Raw genomic sequence first — 16,299 nt, 5'->3', positions numbered from 1 at the left:
AATAATAATGATTAATTCTACAACACTTTATGAAAACAAACAATCTCTTTTTCATAATATTCTTACAATTAAAAATGTATGTATGCAGTATGGTTAATAACACAACTAACAAGAAGTGTTACTAATTAGTGTCCTTGTGAACAGTTTTGTCTAAACTTGTTCATAACGGGGTTGTTAATTACAAAAGTCAGCTGAAGTGTTACTATGGACAGCCGTAATTACAAAACTACTGAGAATTGTAATTACTGATCTCCTTATTTGCACCTCTTGCCAAAACTGCTTAGAACGACCCCAGTATTTGCACTTCTCGCCAAACTTGCTAATAACGGCACCAGTATTAAGACAAATTTAAAGGCTGAGACATTTTTCTTGTCTCAGCCTTCTCTTCATTTTAATTATTTTCTTTAAATAAAAACATTTCTTGATTGTATTTTGGAAGTATTTTTAAACAAACTTTATGTACGATATATGCAAATACAAACGGTATGACGAAATATGCTACGCCAAGTATTAATATATTTAAAAATACTGATCCTTCCATAAATTTTAATGCGTTTGCTGGTCCAACAAATCCGGTATAACCAAATCCTGTAGACATTGGTGTACCTTTTATGCCTATGAAATAAGTTAGTAATCCACTCAATAATCCATTTATGATTAATGGTACTGCGATGATTGGATTTTTGAAATATACTGGAATCATCATTTTAGCTGCACCGATTATAAGTACGATATTGATACCTTTTTCGTTTACTTTCCATGAGCCCATTAAGAAAGTCACACATGCTGCAACAATACCCATATTGCCAGCTCCTGAACTTAAACCGTTTAAACCGACTGCAGTAGCTATTGCAACAACTGAAATTGGCGTAACCATTAATAATGCATATGTAATCGCGATCAATATACACATCATTAACGGATTCAATGTAGAAAATTGTTCTATTAATTTGCCGATGCCTTTAGTTACATTACTAACATATGGAAGTGTCAGCATACCTATAAATCCACTAACTACTGAAATAATAATTGGCATAATCAACATATCTAAAGAACCAAATTTACCTTTCAATTTAATCATCAAATAACAACTGATAATTAACACAACGATTAAATTGACGACATCCCCTATACTCACAAATATAAATTGACCATTTTGTATTTTTACAGCGCCTGAACCTATTAATCCTGCAGCGCCAATCATAACCGCATCAGTAGCTTGGAATTTAAATTGATGTGCAACAACGATCCCTATAATAAAACTCATCGCAAACTGCATGAGTAATAATGCTTGATTAAACATTTCTAATAGCGGATGAAACTGTGATAAATAACTAAATAACACACCAAGTATGGCGTTTGGTATTAATGCTATAACAATACCTACACCTATACCATTTAAAATATTAAAGAAAAATTCCTTTACTGTGAAATGTTTATCCATAAAAAGCCTCCTGAAATAATATGTATTAATGATATATGACTTTATTTTCATAGACAATGCTATTTTTACTATTTTACTTTACTTTGGTATAGATTAATGTAATAGTCTAAATAACAACGTTGTTATAGGAGGCTATTTACATGTTTAATATGATTTCACAAGATAAAAATACAATTGTAATCAGTGACAAGCAAAATGAGCATTTCTTTACAATCCGCATATTAGAAGATTACTTAATCAATATTAAATCTTCTACACAGAAAGATATATCTTTACCAACTTGGACCATTACACCAGGAGATACTGACTTACCGTTTGAAGGTCTCTCAAGATACGATCAATCTAACTTTTCATGTCCTCAATATGAAATTTCAGAAGAACAACACAATATTATAATTGAGACAAAATTATTAAAACTCATTATTGATAAAGAAGATTTCTATTGTAGTTGGTATGATTTAAGTTCATCTGACAAAGAAATTAAAATCATGCAAGACCGTCAGACAGGCAGCTATCATCATCAAATATCAAAAAATCACCCGACTTGTCATTATTTAAATCGAGATAAAAATGAAATGTATTTTGGACTCGGAGAAAAGAGTGGAAAAGTGAATAAGCATGGCAGACGATACAGAATGAAGAATATAGATGCTATGGGTTATAATGCTGAAACGACTGATCCGCTTTATAAACATATTCCTTATTATCTCACATACAATACTGACGAAAATATAGCATTTGGTATCTTCTATGATGATTATCAAGACTCTATTGTAGATCTTGGACAAGAGTTAGATAATTATCACGGTCATTATAGATATTATGAAACTAAATCAGATTTTCTTGATTATTACGTTATTGCTGGTCCGTCTATTCAACAAGTAACGACGCGTTTTAGTCATTTAACAGGAAGACCAACACTGATGCCTGAATGGAGTTTGTCTTATTCTGGCTCAACAATGCAATATACAGATTTACCAAATTCAGATGAAAGATTGTTGTCTTTTCTAGATCAGTGTAACACACATAATATAACGATTAGATCTTTCCACCTATCATCAGGTTATACATCCATTCATGATAAGAGATACGTTTTTAATTGGAATTACGATAAATTTAAAGACCCAAAATCTTTTGGTAAAGCTTATACAGACCAGAATGTAGAATTAGTTGCTAATATTAAACCTACCCTACTTACAGATCATCCTCTACTAGATGAGGTATTAGCCATAGATGGATTTATTAAAGATATGAATGGCAAACCGCTTCTTGTACAATTTTGGGATGAAAAAGGATACTACTTAGACTTTACAAATAAAGACACTATTAAATGGTGGCAATCAAAAATAGAACAACAATTATTATCTAATCATGTGAATTGCACATGGAATGATAATAACGAGTTCGAAATTTGGGATGATAAAGCTATCGTAAATGGATTCGGAAATGAAGCGAATTTCCAAGATTATAAAGCAATCATGCCTATATTAATGATGAAAGCATCAAGAGAAATTCAACAAAAATATCATAAAGAAGAATATCCTTATATCATTAGTAGATCTGGTGCAGCTGGTATGAGTAAATATGTTCAAACTTGGACAGGTGATAACTATACGAGTTGGCATACATTAAAATATAATAATGCTATGGCAATTGGTTTAAGTCTATCTGGTGTTTATAATTTCGGACATGATATTGGCGGTTTTTCTGGAGATAAACCAGAAGCAGAATTATTTTTAAGATGGGTGCAATGTGGTGCTTATTATCCGAGATTTTCAATCCACTCATGGAATGATGATGGTACTGTAAATGAACCTTGGATGCATCAAAAAGTATTATCTGAAGTTAAGCAAGCCATGCACTTCCATGAAAAGCTTAAACCATATCTTCAGTCATTAGTTATACAGGCACATGAATCGTATGAACCAATTATAAGACCTACTTTTTACCAATATGAAAATGATATCACTACTTTTGTAGAAAATGATGAATTTATGTTAGGTGAGCATATGTTAATTGCCCCTATCGTAGAAAAATCTCAACAAGAAAGAACAATCTATTTACCTAACAACAACAAAGGTTGGATTGATTTTCATAGTGGCAAACAATTTGAAGGTGGTCAAACAATAACCGTAAAAACGACTTTACAACATATCCCAACATTTGTAGTAAAAGGCGCAGAGATACCAGTTTATAAAGATGATTTAAAAACAATTGAAAATCTAAAGTTCTAAATGTAAAAGAACCTAAGACGATGCTGTCTTAGGTTCTTAATTATTATATAGCATCTACACCTTCGATATTATATAGAGACACGGCGTTATTAAAGCATATATCCTTAATAATTTCAGAAAGAATTTCATCATCATCAATGATTTCTCCTCTTTCCACACGTTTACCAATCATTTCACATAATATTCTTCTAAAATATTCATGTCTTGTATACGATAATAAGCTTCTTGAATCAGTTAACATACCAACGAAAGTAGATAACAATCCAACATTTGCGTATTCTACTAAATGTTGTTCCATTCCTTCTTTAGTATCATTGAACCACCATGCAGCACCTAGTTGCACTTTGACTTTATCTGAAGTAAAGTTTCCAGCTGTAGCTTGCACCATTAAGTGATCATTTGCATTATTAGGATAAATAATTGTATCTGATAATGCATCATTTTGATTTAAATGATCTAAAAATCTATTTAAATCAGACGAACTGAGCATATCACCTACACTATCAAATCCAGCATCTGGACCAACTTCTTCAAACAATAATGTATTATTATTTCTTACTGGTCCAAGATGAAACTGTACAACCCAATTATATTTTTTATACGTTTTACTTACTTCAGTTAAAATATACCCAGATAATTTACTTAAATCTTCCTCATCTAAGTCTTCACCTTGTTTAATCTGTTCAAAATACTGATCAGCTTGTTCTTTTGTTACATCCACTTTAAGTACTTTCGCAAAGCTTTGATCAGAACTTCTTGCGCCATTTTGATGAAAGTATTCAATACGTTCATTGAGCGCATTAATATATTCTTCCAAATGATTTATTCTTGTTCCTGTAGCATTTTCTAATTGATTAATTGATGCTTCTACATTATCTTTCGTTAAGGCGATATAACGATCAGGTCTAAATGTTGGTAACACTTTAACATCAAATGACTTATCTTCACGAAGTAATTGATGATATTTCAAATCATCACACGGATCATCAGTTGTACAAATGATTTGGACATTGCTTCTTTCTATTAATTTTCTTGGCAGAAATTCTGGTTGCTGTAAACTTTCATTTAACTGATTATATAATTGATCTTTTTCAATTTTATTTAAATTTTCATTGATGTTGAAATACCTTGCTAACTCTAAATGACACCAGTGATACATCGGATTCATAATACTTTTTGGCAATAAACTTATAAAAGCATCGAATTTTTCTTTGTCGGATTTATCTCCTGTAATATACGACTCATCAATTCCATATGCGCGCATTAAGCGCCATTTATAATGGTCATGTTTAAGCCAAACTTCAGTAATCGTAGTAAATGGTTTATTTTCATAGATTTCTTTCGGATCTAAATGACAATGAAAATCAAAAATCGGGATATCTTTAGCAACTTTATATAATGCTTGTCCTTTTTTAGATTGAACAATAAAATTTTCTTGAATCATACTCATAAATACTCACCTTTCCTAAAGCCCAAGTAATTTTGGTAAAAATAACGATAATTGTGGTACGAACGTAATTAATAACAACAGAATAATTAAAATAATAAAATATGGTATTAATGTCTTAATGACACTTTCAATTCGTACATTTGCAACACTACTACCAACAAATAACGCACTACCTACTGGAGGAGTTATATTACCAATACATAAGTTAAATGCGATCACAATACCGAAATGAATCGGGTCTAAACCGATACTATCTGCAATTGGTAAGAAAATTGGTGTGAATATAAGTACTGCTGGCGTTATGTCCATAAATGTACCAACAATTAGTAAAATTAAATTCATTAACAATAATAATAAAATAGGATTTTCAGTTAATGATAATATACCGCCAGAAATTGCTTCTGGTAATCCTGTGAAACTCATAACGAGTGAGAATAATGCAGATGCTGTAATTAAGAATAAAATCATACCTGTAATTTCAACCGTTTCTATAATAATCGCAGGTATATCTTTTATTTTTAAATTTCTATAGATAAGAGACAGTATAAATGCATATAGAACTGCGACAGCTGCACCCTCTGTAGCTGTGAATATTCCAGCTACAATACCACCGATTACAATAATAATTAATAGTAAACTTGGAATGGCATCTAAAGTTAAAAATAATTTATCTTTCCAACTCACTTTTTCAGAAACTGGATAGCCATGTTTTTTAGCTAAAAAGTAAGCAACAACCATACAACCTAGACCCCATAGAATTCCAGGAACGTAACCTGCAATGAATAATGCAGCAATTGATGTTCCACCACTTACAAGTGAATAAACAATCAATAATGAACTTGGTGGAATTAATAATCCTGAAGGTGCTGAAGCAATATTAGCAGCTGCAGAATATGATTTTTTATAACCTTGTGTTGTTTCCATGGGGGTCATGATTCTCCCCATTGCTGCAGCAGCTGCAACACTTGATCCTGAAATAGAACCAAACAACATATTACCTACAATGTTCGTATGTGCTAAAGAACCAGGTAATCTACCTACTAACACTTTCGCAAAGTTAATTAATCTAAATGCAATACCACCGTTATTCATCAATATTCCGGCAAGTACAAATAGCGGAATGGCAAGCATTGTAAAGTTATCAATACCTGTTATCATTCTTTGAGCTGCCGTAAGTATTGTGACATCAAATGGGAAAATAAGTATTAACGTTAATAATGAACTTAAAATTATTGAAATTGCGATTGGAATACCAAAAGCTAAAAATACGGCTAAAGATACAAATAATACGATTCCAGCAATTGTCGTCATTACACTTCACCGCCTTCATCATTTTCTGGTAACTCATTTGTTATAATGCCTCGAATTGAATAGAAAGCAATGAAAAGTCCTGATATAGGTAACGCACCATACATTAACGCCATTGATACACCAGTAGATGGTGCTATTTGAGTCCAAGTAAGTGCAACAATTTTAATACCACCATAAATCATCAAAATTAAAGCAACTAATAAAATAATGATATTCGTCAGCCTTTCTATAAATAACTGCGCTTTAACTGGAAACTTTTCTCTAATAAATAAAATGGCAATATGCTTTTTCTTACCAAATACATATGCTGCACTTAATAATGCAAACCAGATTAACAAGAAACGAATGATTTCTTCACTTGTCGTACTTGGTGTGTTTAATATATATCTAGTTATCACTTGCCAAACTGATAAAATAACCATTACAGTTACCAATACACCTGAAACAGAAAGCAAAGTTCTATCGATATAATATGTTAATTTATTCATTTTGTTCTGCCTCCTTAATCAATTTGTATTGTTTTTCAGTTCCTTTATTATTTTTAAATTCTTCTTGTAAAGGTTTTACAGCTTTTTTGAAAGATGATTTATCTACATCATGAAACTTAACATTCATATCTTCTTTAGCTGTCTTAATCCCTTCTTTAATAGCTTTATCCCAGATAACTTCGTGCTTTTCAGTTGAAGATCTTGCTGCACTTTTTATCCATCCTTTTTCTTCTTTAGATAAATCATTATATGCATCCTTATTCATGATTAAAATATCAGGAACAATAGCGTGTTCTGTATTATAATAATTTTTTGCGACTTCACCATGTTTATTGTCAGTCAATGCTGTTTCATTATTCTCAGCTGCATCAATAACACCAGATTGTAGTGCTGTATAAACTTCACCAAACGCCATTGGTGTTGGTGTACCACCTAATGATTTAATAAGTTCAACACTTGTTTTACTAGGTTGAACACGTGTTTTTAAACCATGTAAATCTTTATTCGTTTTTATCTCTCTATCTTTTGTATAAATATTTCTTAATCCTGCGTCATAGTAAGTAATACCTACAAACCCGTTGTCTTTTGTCGTATTAAAGAATGAATTTTGTACTTCAGGTTTTTTCATAATGGATCGGAAACTATCTTGAGATTTAAATAGATAAGGCATACTGAATAAAGAATACGATTCAGAGAAACTTTCAAGTGCACTTGCTGAAACTTTTGTAAATTGAATGGCATTTGTTTGCGTCATTTCAATCGCTTCTCGCTCACTTCCAAGTTGTCCGTTCGCATATATTTTGATTTTTAATTTTCCATGAGATTTCCTTTCTACTTCTTTTTTAAATTCTTCTAAAGATTTATGTACTGGATGTGTTGTTGATTGGTTATGTGCTAATGTTAAAGTCTTAACATCTTTATCTTGTGCGTCACTTTGTTGGCATCCGTACAAAACTATGAATACGCTTACAATTAACAGTAAAATTTTTTTCATCTCTCATCCCCCATTAATTCTAAAAAAGTAATCAATTTGATTACATCTTTAATTCTTATTGATAAGTATAAATGAAATGAATCAAAATAACAACGTTGTTATTTATAGAAATTGTGTGCTTATGGTATAATATAGAAAATAATATTTAAAGGAGACTCACATGGCTGTAACATTAAAAGACATTGCAAATGCCTGTGGTGTTAGTTATTCAACAGTAAGTAAAGCATTAAAAAATTCTCCTTTAGTTACTGCTGAAACAACAGAGCGCATACAACAAAAGGCAAAAGAAATGAATTATATACCTAATAATTCCGCTCGCTCTTTAGTCTCAAATAAGAGCCAAACAATTGGACTCATTTGGCCATCAGTAGACAGAGTTGCAGTTTCAACTCTTGTTTCAGAAATTAATAACTTTTTAAAGAATACTGGATATTTTATGTCTGTATCAATCGATGATGTGGAAACTGCTGCACATAAATTTTTAGAATTACGTTTTGATGGCATCATCGTATTTGATGAAGGTGAAGCTTCTACCTTACCAAGTATCATAAGTTCTAATATTCCAGTAGTTGCCTATGGTACAGACCGAAAGCTCGAATACCCTATTGTAAATGTCAATCATAAACATGCAATGATTCTTTCATTAGATGATTTAATGCAAAATAATATAACAAATATTTGTTATATTGGAGATCTTAACACCGATGATATTCGACAAATTATAAAGAAAGAAACCTTTGAACATTATTGTAAAGAACACCATCTTAATTATAATATGATTGATTCAAAAGGATTATCTGCTGAAGATACATTTTTTGCATTAAAATCATATTTAACCAATCATACTTTACCAGAAGGTATCATTTGTGGAAGTTATGATATTACTTTAGGACTCATACACACTTTAAAAGATTCACTTGATCAACATATTGTATACTCATACGACAATGTACCTCAATTTGACCATATGGATACAGTGATTCATTCAGTTGGTGTCCCTACTAAAAAAATTGCTGAAACATTAGTTAATATCCTTATCAATGCAATTGAATATAAGGAAAATCAACCAGATGTCTATCATCTTGAGCCTGAATTAGTAAAGCGGAAATAAAGACAAAAAAATGACTACAATTTTGTAGTCATTTTTTTACTATTGTTCCTTGATGGAATCTCATCTTCCACTCAGATTGTTTTCTAATCCATAATGTACTTCGCTTAGTTGTAATATGATCAGTTTTATTGATTAATTCATAAGTCGTTAGTACAATACCTTTTTGGATTTTTTCAACTATAAAATCCGAAATCTCATAATCAAATGTATGTAAAGTGCCCTCTTCAATATCACGTTTATATATCATTCTGCCAGACTTACCTATTTCTTTAAAATCATCATCAAGTAAATTTATGATAAACGACTTATCCTTTCTATTACTAGCATCCAAATGTGCACATTCTAATTCATAAAATTGCTGTTTAATAAATTACACCTACTTTATCTTTGTAAATATAGTTCAATTTATATGCTAAAATAATAACATAGTAATAAGTATAATCGAGGGGGTATGCAAATGACAAATTTAAAAGAAGTAGCTAAACGAGCTGGCGTTTCACCAAGTACTGTATCACGAGTAATTAATAACCACCCTTATGTTAATGAAGAAAAAAGACAAAAAGTACTTGATACTATAGAAGAATTAAATTATATACCAAATATCAATGCAATTCATTTAAAAAAAGGTAAAACAAATTTGATAGGTGTCGTTTTGCCATTCTCTAATCATCCCTATTTTTCACAGTTAATTCAAGGTATTTCTGAAGAAGCGATTAAATCAAACAAAAAAATTGTTTTGTTTCAAACTGCCTATGATACTGATCAAGAAATTGACGCTTTGGAAATGTTAAAATTAAAACAAATAGACGCACTCATTATATGTTCAAGGAATATTTCATTAAATATAGTTGAACAGTATATAGAGTATGGTCCAATTTCTATATTCGAAAATATTTCAAACTCTAAATTTAGAACTACATATATTGATCACTATAATGCCTTCAAACAAGCATTAAATCATCTATACAATAATGGACATAGACATATTGCATGTGCCATAAATAGAAGAAATAGCACTAGTTCAATTTTAAGAATACAAGCATATAAAGACTTTTGCAGTGAGAATTCTATAACTTACAATGATCAAGATATATATGAGAATTTTGTATTATTAGAAGATGGTCAAAGACTCGCACAAGAAATTGAAAATAAAGAAAATCCAACAACAGCAATTGTTGTATCAGGAGATAACACAGCAGCAGGATTATTTATAAGTTTAGATGAAGAAAAGAAGAAAAACATATCTATCATTGGGTTTGAAAATCATAAAATATCTAAGTTGCTGAACCTTACTACAATAGAGATTCCCCTCTTTCAAATTGGTAAAAGTTTGTTTAATCAACTATATGAAGATAAACTGAATAACTATTTATTTGAAACAAAACTTATCAAAAGAAACTCAGTATTTAAATTAAACCATTGACATGAAATGCATTTCATAGATTACCCTTTAATCAATCACAAATATTAGGGGGTAATTAAAATGAACAAACAAAAAGTTGGTATTGATGGTTGTAATATTACTTCAGAAATTTATGTAGAAATACTTCAACACACTAGCAATATTGATATTGTCGCTTGTACTGATGAGAGCCTATCGAAAGCAATTAGTATGAAAAACAAATATGATATCCCTCAAGTAATGACAAGAAGTAAAATGTATAAAGATAAGAAGATTGATTATATTATTAAACTTTAAAAGAAACTCTAAAAAAATAACATCTCATTCTACTGATTCACAGTAAAAATGAGATGTTATTTTTTATAATCTACGATTTTGTACGTGCATGCTTGCCTAGGGTATGGTTCGAGCCTGTAGTCTCTCACTCATACTATTCCCTCAGGCGTCAGCACTTCACAAAATCGTTATGCTATTCTAATTCTATACAAATTATATTTAGGCATAATAAAGATGTAATACTAGTATCCCAGTGATTTCTATTGATGATGGACAATCGTCCGTAAATTTCGGGGAAATGGCATTTTTTAGCTCTAACTGTGACCAATCAGTGACCAAAAATTTGAAACAACTAGGATTATTATTGCTAATCATTATAATTTCTATACTACAATAAAAATCTAAATCTAACTCTTTTATATATTAATAAAAAATTGCTACTATTAGAATTCCCATCACTGAAATCATGTTATAAAATAACATCATTCAAATATAAATCACATGAATTTTATTGTCTGTAATATTTATGTCATACTTTTTTTAACTTCCCCATACTTTGAAAGAAAAATGTGTACCAGAGTTTTTAAATTTACTGTTCACAGCTGATAACAATTCACTAGTTTTAGATGGTAAATATGTTTCAGAACTTAAAGAAGGCTGACATGCAATAACATTTCCCTTAATAGGAATATTATAATTTAAATATTCTTTTAGCTCATTTTTATTTCCAACTATAAATTTTGAATATCCTTTCTTATTCCTATCCAAAATTTTATATTTTAATTTCTCTTTATTTTTAATCCAAATAATAGACTTAATACATTGACCAATGACTTCATAAATATCTCCAACATTATTATTTTTGGAAGTCTTGGAAAAAGCAGCTTTTACATGAATAAGATCTACTAAAATATGATCCTCATATTTCTTTATACATATAAAATCAGCAATTTCACCTGTTCCATGATCATAAATTATCAAATCATATACTTCTAATTTCTTCAAATATATTTCTAAGGTATCATGAATACTCACATTATTATTATTTTTATTTCTAAACTCTAACGTTATATCTGTTTTATATTCAAGCCAATTAATTTTTTTAATGAGTCTATTATCAAATGGGACAATCTCTAAATTATTAACAGTAATTTGGTCATCATATATCTTATATAAGTTACTTGTATAAAACTCTAAAGGGAATTCATTAAAATAATCAGACAATGAAAGAATCTCATTTTTAAAAATCACTTTTATTATACTTTCTTTTGACTGATAATAGTACTTATTTATATCTTTATAAATAATTTCTTCTTTGTTATCAATTTTTACTAATATTTTTATTCTTCCACCTTTGACATCATACAATTTAATATCAATATCAGTTATATCAAATAATTCTATTCCGTCCAATTTATGACATGATTTATAAGATTGATCATTAAGTTTCACTGTAAATATATCTTCTGGATAATTATCCAGTTTCATTGGTAATGGTATAAAGTCATAGTCTGTATTTGTTTTAACATTTCTATTAGAAGTTATTTTAAGAGCATTGATATCACACCAATTTTTTATTTCTAATAAGTTTCCATATTTACTAGACCATATTTTCGAAGCAGAACTATAACCGATGGTTGACTGTTCTTCTGGATTACTTACTTTACAAAAAATATGTCCTGAAGAATATAATTGTCCTGTATCTGCATCAAATGTAGAACTTACATTTGATCCGCTACTTATCTTATATGATTCTCCTTCTCCTATATTGTTCGTTAATCCAGCATTAAAAAAATCATAACTATTATAATCTAATAATACCTTATGAACCTCACGAAGTTTTAGTCTGGTAAATTTATTTTCACCACAAAATTGTTCGGCTATTGTTTTATAAAGTGTCTCATTTTTTATGCTTGAATTGATAAATAAAAGGTTGCTTTCTTTATGAAAGTAGAGAATGATACAATTATATTTGTAATCAAGTATTTTAGAATTATCTGAAATCCATTTCGGTCTACTCATTTTTCTTAATATAAAAACCTTCATATTATCATTTTTATTAGTATAAATATTATTAATCTGGTATCCAGGAATAGACAAATTTTGATTTACATTAAAATAAAAACTTCTAAATAACTTTGCATGTAATCCCATATTAATTGAACGAAGTGATAAGTCTTCATCAGTTGATTTTACTTTATGAAATCTATCGATAAAATCTTTGTTTTCTATTTCTTTCATTATCTTAGTTTCAGAAGCATTAATTATTAGTTCTTCCCATATAGCATCTTCTGAAAATAGCTTGATATTCTCAATACTTAGTTCTTCATTATTAATTGCTAAAAATTTAGCACTTCCTAAATCTTCACCATTTACCCTTGTAAATCTTCCAATAAATTGTAGTGTAGAAGCTAATGATTTATGTGGTTTGTGAATAGCAGCAATTTTTAAATTAGGAAAGTCGAAACCTTCTGCCATCATATCAACACAAATTACTCCATCAATCTCTTGTTTCTCAAGTTTATCAATAATATTAATTACATGATGTCTAGTTTTAGAACTATTTATAACTTCTAATCTAAGATTAGTATGTTCCATATAAATTTCATTAAGTTTTTCTGCATTCTTTTTTGAATTTGTTCTAACCATTACTAGGTGAGAATATCCTTTTTTTCTATCTTTACAAAATATTTCTTCACAATGCTTAGCTAAATTAATGTCATTATCCTCTTTTGTCTTTTCAACATTTATATATTCTATTTTTCCAAATATTTTATCCTCGAAAGCTTTTGATAGAGGATAATTATAAATAATATCAGCTTTGATTTCATTATTATCTAATCTAAAAGGTGTTGCCGTAAAAAGGATCTTTTTAGATTTTTTGAATTTAATTAAAGAATCTCTCCAAGTTTTAGCTGGCTCATGATGTGCTTCATCTACAATAACTAAATCAAAAATACTATTAAACTTACTCTGAGAGAGGCTTAACGCAACAGAAGGAGTACATACAACCACATCAGAATTCGTAATTTCATTATTATAGTTAGTTTTATATTTAGTTTTCATTTCAAATACCTTTGGTAGAGGTGTAAGTTCAGAAAATATGTTAATATTTTTTAAGGTTATAAGGTTTTTAAAATCATTTGTAATCTGTGACCTTACTAAGATACTTGGAGTTATAATCAATACTTTTTTTGATTTCAATATGTAAGGTGATAACATTATTACAGCAGTTTTCCCTGTACCTGTAGGCATACATATAAGACTACTATTATCTTTTATAGAATAATAGCTAGCAATTGCAAATATGGCACCATGTTGCACATTTCGTAATTTTGCTTTATTTGAAAATATGTTTAACGAATTATATAGTTCTTCAAAATATGCCATATCTCACCTCTAGTAATTATTAACTTTTTTTAAAAGGATATAATAAATTTATCTCTTTTTCATTATCAATTTCTATGTCTTTTTTATTATAATTGTAGTTTCCTATATTTCTATTATATAATTTATTATCAAATCTTCAATATCTTAATTAATTATTAGTCTAAAGATTTGAGAGATAATTATATAGATTATAAAAAAAGGATAACCATGAAATATTATAAATAAAATTTATTGTGATAAATATGTACTATTTTAATTAAACGAAGAAGATATCTATATATTGATCTAATAACAATTTTAAAAATGATATATTTTAAAGATAAGAAAATTGATTATATTATTAAACTTTAAAAGAACAAAAAAAGTCTTAAGCTATTAGCTTAAGACTTTTTTACATTAGTTATATATACCGGTGGTCGGGTTCGAACCGACACGTCCTCAACGGACACGGGATTTTGAGTCCCGCGTGTCTGCCAATTCCACCACACCGGCTTAATAAAAATCCTACAAAAAAATCTTCCCAATGGAAGAAATAAATGGAGCGGAAGATAGGACTTACACCTATATCTCATTCCGGGAAGGAATGTATTCTAAGAGTTGAAATACTCCCGCATTTTAATAAATAGCAGTATTAATAATAATGGAGCGGAAGATAGGACTTGCACCTATATCTCATTCCGGGAAGGAATGTATTCTAAAAGTTGAAATACTCCCGCAAAGTTATTAATGGAGGCGGCAACCGGATTTGAACCGGTGAATAGAGGTTTTGCAGACCTCGGCCTTACCACTTGGCTATGCCGCCAGACTACTGGGCTAGCTGGATTCGAACCAGCGAGTGACGGAGTCAAAGTCCGTTGCCTTACCGCTTGGCTATAGCCCATTAATATAAAATAAGGGCGGCTGATGGGAATCGAACCCACGAGTGTCGGAACCACAATCCGATGCGTTAACCACTTCGCCACAGCCGCCATGGCAGGGGCAGTAGGAATCGAACCCACACCAAAGGTTTTGGAGACCTCTATTCTACCGTTGAACTATGCCCCTATTAAATTAAAATAATAATGGTGGAGGGGGGCAGATTCGAACTGCCGAACCCGAAGGAGCGGATTTACAGTCCGCCGCGTTTAGCCACTTCGCTACCCCTCCGTTAGATGGTGCCGGCCAGAGGACTTGAACCCCCAACCTACTGATTACAAGTCAGTTGCTCTACCAGTTGAGCTAGGCCGGCAAAAAGTTAAAAGATGGCTCAGGACGGAATCGAACCGCCGACACAAGGATTTTCAGTCCTTTGCTCTACCGACTGAGCTACTGAGCCATACATTAATTTTTAAAAAATGGCGGTCCCGACGGGAATCGAACCCGCGATCTCCTGCGTGACAGGCAGGCATGTTAACCGCTACACCACGGGACCATCATTAAAGCTATTGCGGGAGGCGGATTTGAACCACCGACCTTCGGGTTATGAGCCCGACGAGCTACCGAACTGCTCCATCCCGCGATAATAATATTAAGTTACAAATATAATGGCGGAGGAAGAGGGATTCGAACCCCCGCGAGCCGTTAAGCCCCTGTCGGTTTTCAAGACCGATCCCTTCAGCCGGACTTGGGTATTCCTCCAATATATAAGTATGGACCTTGCAGGACTCGAACCTGCGACCCAACGGTTATGAGCCGTTTGCTCTGACCAACTGAGCTAAAGGTCCAAAATTTAAAATATGTATTCATATTGAAAATTTTAATGGCGGCGGAGGGGATCGAACCCCCGACCTCACGGGTATGAACCGTACGCTCTAGCCAGCTGAGCTACGCCGCCATAATGATATTATTTTTAAATGGTGGAGACTAGCGGGATCGAACCGCTGACCTCCTGCGTGCAAAGCAGGCGCTCTCCCATCTGAGCTAAGCCCCCATTTAATATGTAAATTTTTAAAGAGTCGGGAAGACAGGATTCGAACCTGCGACCCCTTGGTCCCAAACCAAGTGCTCTACCAAGCTGAGCTACTTCCCGTAACCAAAATGGTCATTACGCGCCCGAGAGGAGTCGAACCCCTAGCCTCTTGATCCGTAGTCAAACGCTCTATCCAATTGAGCTACGGGCGCATATTAATATGGTGCCGAGGACCGGAATCGAACCGGTACGGTAATCACTTACCGCAGGATTTTAAGTCCTGTGCGTCTGCCAGTTCCGCCACCCCGGCA

The 16,299-nt window shown here is 31.4% G+C and carries 11 protein-coding genes and 18 tRNA genes; 4 read left to right on the top strand and 25 right to left on the bottom strand.

The window, feature by feature from the left end; translation table 11 throughout:
- Positions 1–391: 391 nt before the first annotated feature.
- On the bottom strand, positions 392–1,444 hold the full coding sequence (locus LQ675_RS05545; protein ID WP_107602307.1) for a PTS sugar transporter subunit IIC: 1,053 nt from the start codon (positions 1,442–1,444) through the stop codon (positions 392–394).
- Positions 1,445–1,584: 140 nt separating this feature from the next.
- On the opposite strand from LQ675_RS05545, the gene LQ675_RS05540 reads away from it, so the two are divergent.
- Positions 1,585–3,678 (top strand): glycoside hydrolase family 31 protein, encoded by a 2,094-nt coding sequence (locus LQ675_RS05540; RefSeq protein WP_075578064.1) that lies wholly within the window; start codon positions 1,585–1,587, stop codon positions 3,676–3,678.
- Positions 3,679–3,721: 43 nt separating this feature from the next.
- Here the strand turns inward: LQ675_RS05540 and uxaC are convergent, their stop codons facing one another.
- The 4 genes from uxaC to LQ675_RS05520 are packed head-to-tail and all read right to left on the bottom strand — an operon-like array spanning position 3,722 to position 7,921.
- The gene (gene uxaC / locus LQ675_RS05535; protein ID WP_107602305.1) at positions 3,722–5,128 is read right to left on the bottom strand and encodes a glucuronate isomerase; all 1,407 of its coding nucleotides are present in this window, start codon (positions 5,126–5,128) and stop codon (positions 3,722–3,724) included.
- Positions 5,129–5,143: 15 nt separating this feature from the next.
- Complete coding sequence (locus LQ675_RS05530; RefSeq protein ID WP_106417709.1) at positions 5,144–6,439, bottom strand: TRAP transporter large permease; 1,296 nt, start codon at positions 6,437–6,439, stop codon at positions 5,144–5,146.
- Positions 6,439–6,927, bottom strand: coding sequence for a TRAP transporter small permease (locus tag LQ675_RS05525; protein ID WP_107602304.1), 489 nt, complete (start codon positions 6,925–6,927; stop codon positions 6,439–6,441). Before LQ675_RS05525 ends, LQ675_RS05530 begins: the two co-directional genes overlap by 1 nt.
- Entirely contained in the window at positions 6,920–7,921 is a 1,002-nt protein-coding gene (locus LQ675_RS05520; protein ID WP_048539826.1) for a TRAP transporter substrate-binding protein, read from the bottom strand. The genes LQ675_RS05525 and LQ675_RS05520 overlap by 8 nt, the downstream gene beginning before the upstream one ends.
- Before the next feature lie 160 nt (positions 7,922–8,081).
- Between LQ675_RS05520 and LQ675_RS05515 the strand changes: the two genes are divergently transcribed.
- On the top strand, positions 8,082–9,032 hold the full coding sequence (locus LQ675_RS05515) for a LacI family DNA-binding transcriptional regulator (protein WP_048539825.1): 951 nt from the start codon (positions 8,082–8,084) through the stop codon (positions 9,030–9,032).
- 28 nt (positions 9,033–9,060) lie between these two features.
- Here LQ675_RS05515 and LQ675_RS05510 read toward each other — a convergent pair whose 3' ends face one another.
- On the bottom strand, positions 9,061–9,399 hold the full coding sequence (locus LQ675_RS05510; RefSeq protein ID WP_078104521.1) for a nuclear transport factor 2 family protein: 339 nt from the start codon (positions 9,397–9,399) through the stop codon (positions 9,061–9,063).
- Between the two features lie 90 nt (positions 9,400–9,489).
- Between LQ675_RS05510 and LQ675_RS05505 the strand changes: the two genes are divergently transcribed.
- Together LQ675_RS05505 and LQ675_RS05500 are read left to right on the top strand one after the other, a co-directional pair.
- Positions 9,490–10,455: a LacI family DNA-binding transcriptional regulator gene (locus tag LQ675_RS05505; protein WP_048539823.1), complete on the top strand. Its 966-nt coding sequence runs from the start codon at positions 9,490–9,492 to the stop codon at positions 10,453–10,455.
- Between the two features lie 60 nt (positions 10,456–10,515).
- Positions 10,516–10,731 (top strand): hypothetical protein, encoded by a 216-nt coding sequence (locus LQ675_RS05500; protein ID WP_048539822.1) that lies wholly within the window; start codon positions 10,516–10,518, stop codon positions 10,729–10,731.
- Positions 10,732–11,250: 519 nt separating this feature from the next.
- Here LQ675_RS05500 and LQ675_RS05495 read toward each other — a convergent pair.
- From LQ675_RS05495 to LQ675_RS05405, 19 genes are all read right to left on the bottom strand, one after another.
- Positions 11,251–14,100 (bottom strand): DEAD/DEAH box helicase, encoded by a 2,850-nt coding sequence (locus LQ675_RS05495; protein ID WP_107611109.1) that lies wholly within the window; start codon positions 14,098–14,100, stop codon positions 11,251–11,253.
- Positions 14,101–14,507: 407 nt separating this feature from the next.
- A tRNA-Leu gene (locus LQ675_RS05490) sits at positions 14,508–14,592 on the bottom strand.
- Positions 14,593–14,741: 149 nt separating this feature from the next.
- Positions 14,742–14,816: transfer RNA gene (locus tag LQ675_RS05485), tRNA-Gly, on the bottom strand.
- Positions 14,817–14,827: 11 nt separating this feature from the next.
- A tRNA-Cys gene (locus LQ675_RS05480) sits at positions 14,828–14,902 on the bottom strand.
- A 6-nt stretch (positions 14,903–14,908) separates the two neighbouring features.
- Positions 14,909–14,980 (bottom strand) — tRNA-Gln (locus tag LQ675_RS05475).
- A gap of 15 nt (positions 14,981–14,995) precedes the next feature.
- Positions 14,996–15,068: transfer RNA gene (locus tag LQ675_RS05470), tRNA-His, on the bottom strand.
- Positions 15,069–15,070: 2 nt separating this feature from the next.
- Positions 15,071–15,144, bottom strand: a tRNA-Trp gene (locus LQ675_RS05465).
- Between the two features lie 18 nt (positions 15,145–15,162).
- A tRNA-Tyr gene (locus LQ675_RS05460) sits at positions 15,163–15,246 on the bottom strand.
- A gap of 6 nt (positions 15,247–15,252) precedes the next feature.
- A tRNA-Thr gene (locus tag LQ675_RS05455) sits at positions 15,253–15,328 on the bottom strand.
- A gap of 14 nt (positions 15,329–15,342) precedes the next feature.
- Positions 15,343–15,415, bottom strand: a tRNA-Phe gene (locus LQ675_RS05450).
- Positions 15,416–15,435: 20 nt separating this feature from the next.
- Positions 15,436–15,511 (bottom strand) — tRNA-Asp (locus tag LQ675_RS05445).
- A gap of 13 nt (positions 15,512–15,524) precedes the next feature.
- A tRNA-Met gene (locus LQ675_RS05440) sits at positions 15,525–15,598 on the bottom strand.
- A gap of 26 nt (positions 15,599–15,624) precedes the next feature.
- A tRNA-Ser gene (locus LQ675_RS05435) sits at positions 15,625–15,717 on the bottom strand.
- A gap of 12 nt (positions 15,718–15,729) precedes the next feature.
- Positions 15,730–15,803, bottom strand: a tRNA-Ile gene (locus tag LQ675_RS05430).
- Between the two features lie 36 nt (positions 15,804–15,839).
- Positions 15,840–15,913, bottom strand: a tRNA-Met gene (locus LQ675_RS05425).
- Between the two features lie 20 nt (positions 15,914–15,933).
- Positions 15,934–16,009 (bottom strand) — tRNA-Ala (locus LQ675_RS05420).
- Between the two features lie 25 nt (positions 16,010–16,034).
- Positions 16,035–16,108 (bottom strand) — tRNA-Pro (locus LQ675_RS05415).
- A gap of 18 nt (positions 16,109–16,126) precedes the next feature.
- A tRNA-Arg gene (locus tag LQ675_RS05410) sits at positions 16,127–16,200 on the bottom strand.
- Positions 16,201–16,209: 9 nt separating this feature from the next.
- Positions 16,210–16,298: transfer RNA gene (locus LQ675_RS05405), tRNA-Leu, on the bottom strand.
- Between the last annotated feature and the right edge of the window lies 1 nt (position 16,299).

The organism is Mammaliicoccus sp. D-M19 (assembly GCF_022386695.1).
In the GTDB taxonomy this organism is placed as follows: Bacteria; Bacillota; Bacilli; order Staphylococcales; family Staphylococcaceae; genus Mammaliicoccus; species Mammaliicoccus sciuri.
Note: the sequence above shows the minus strand (reverse complement) of the source record. Positions and strands in the feature narration are given on the sequence as shown.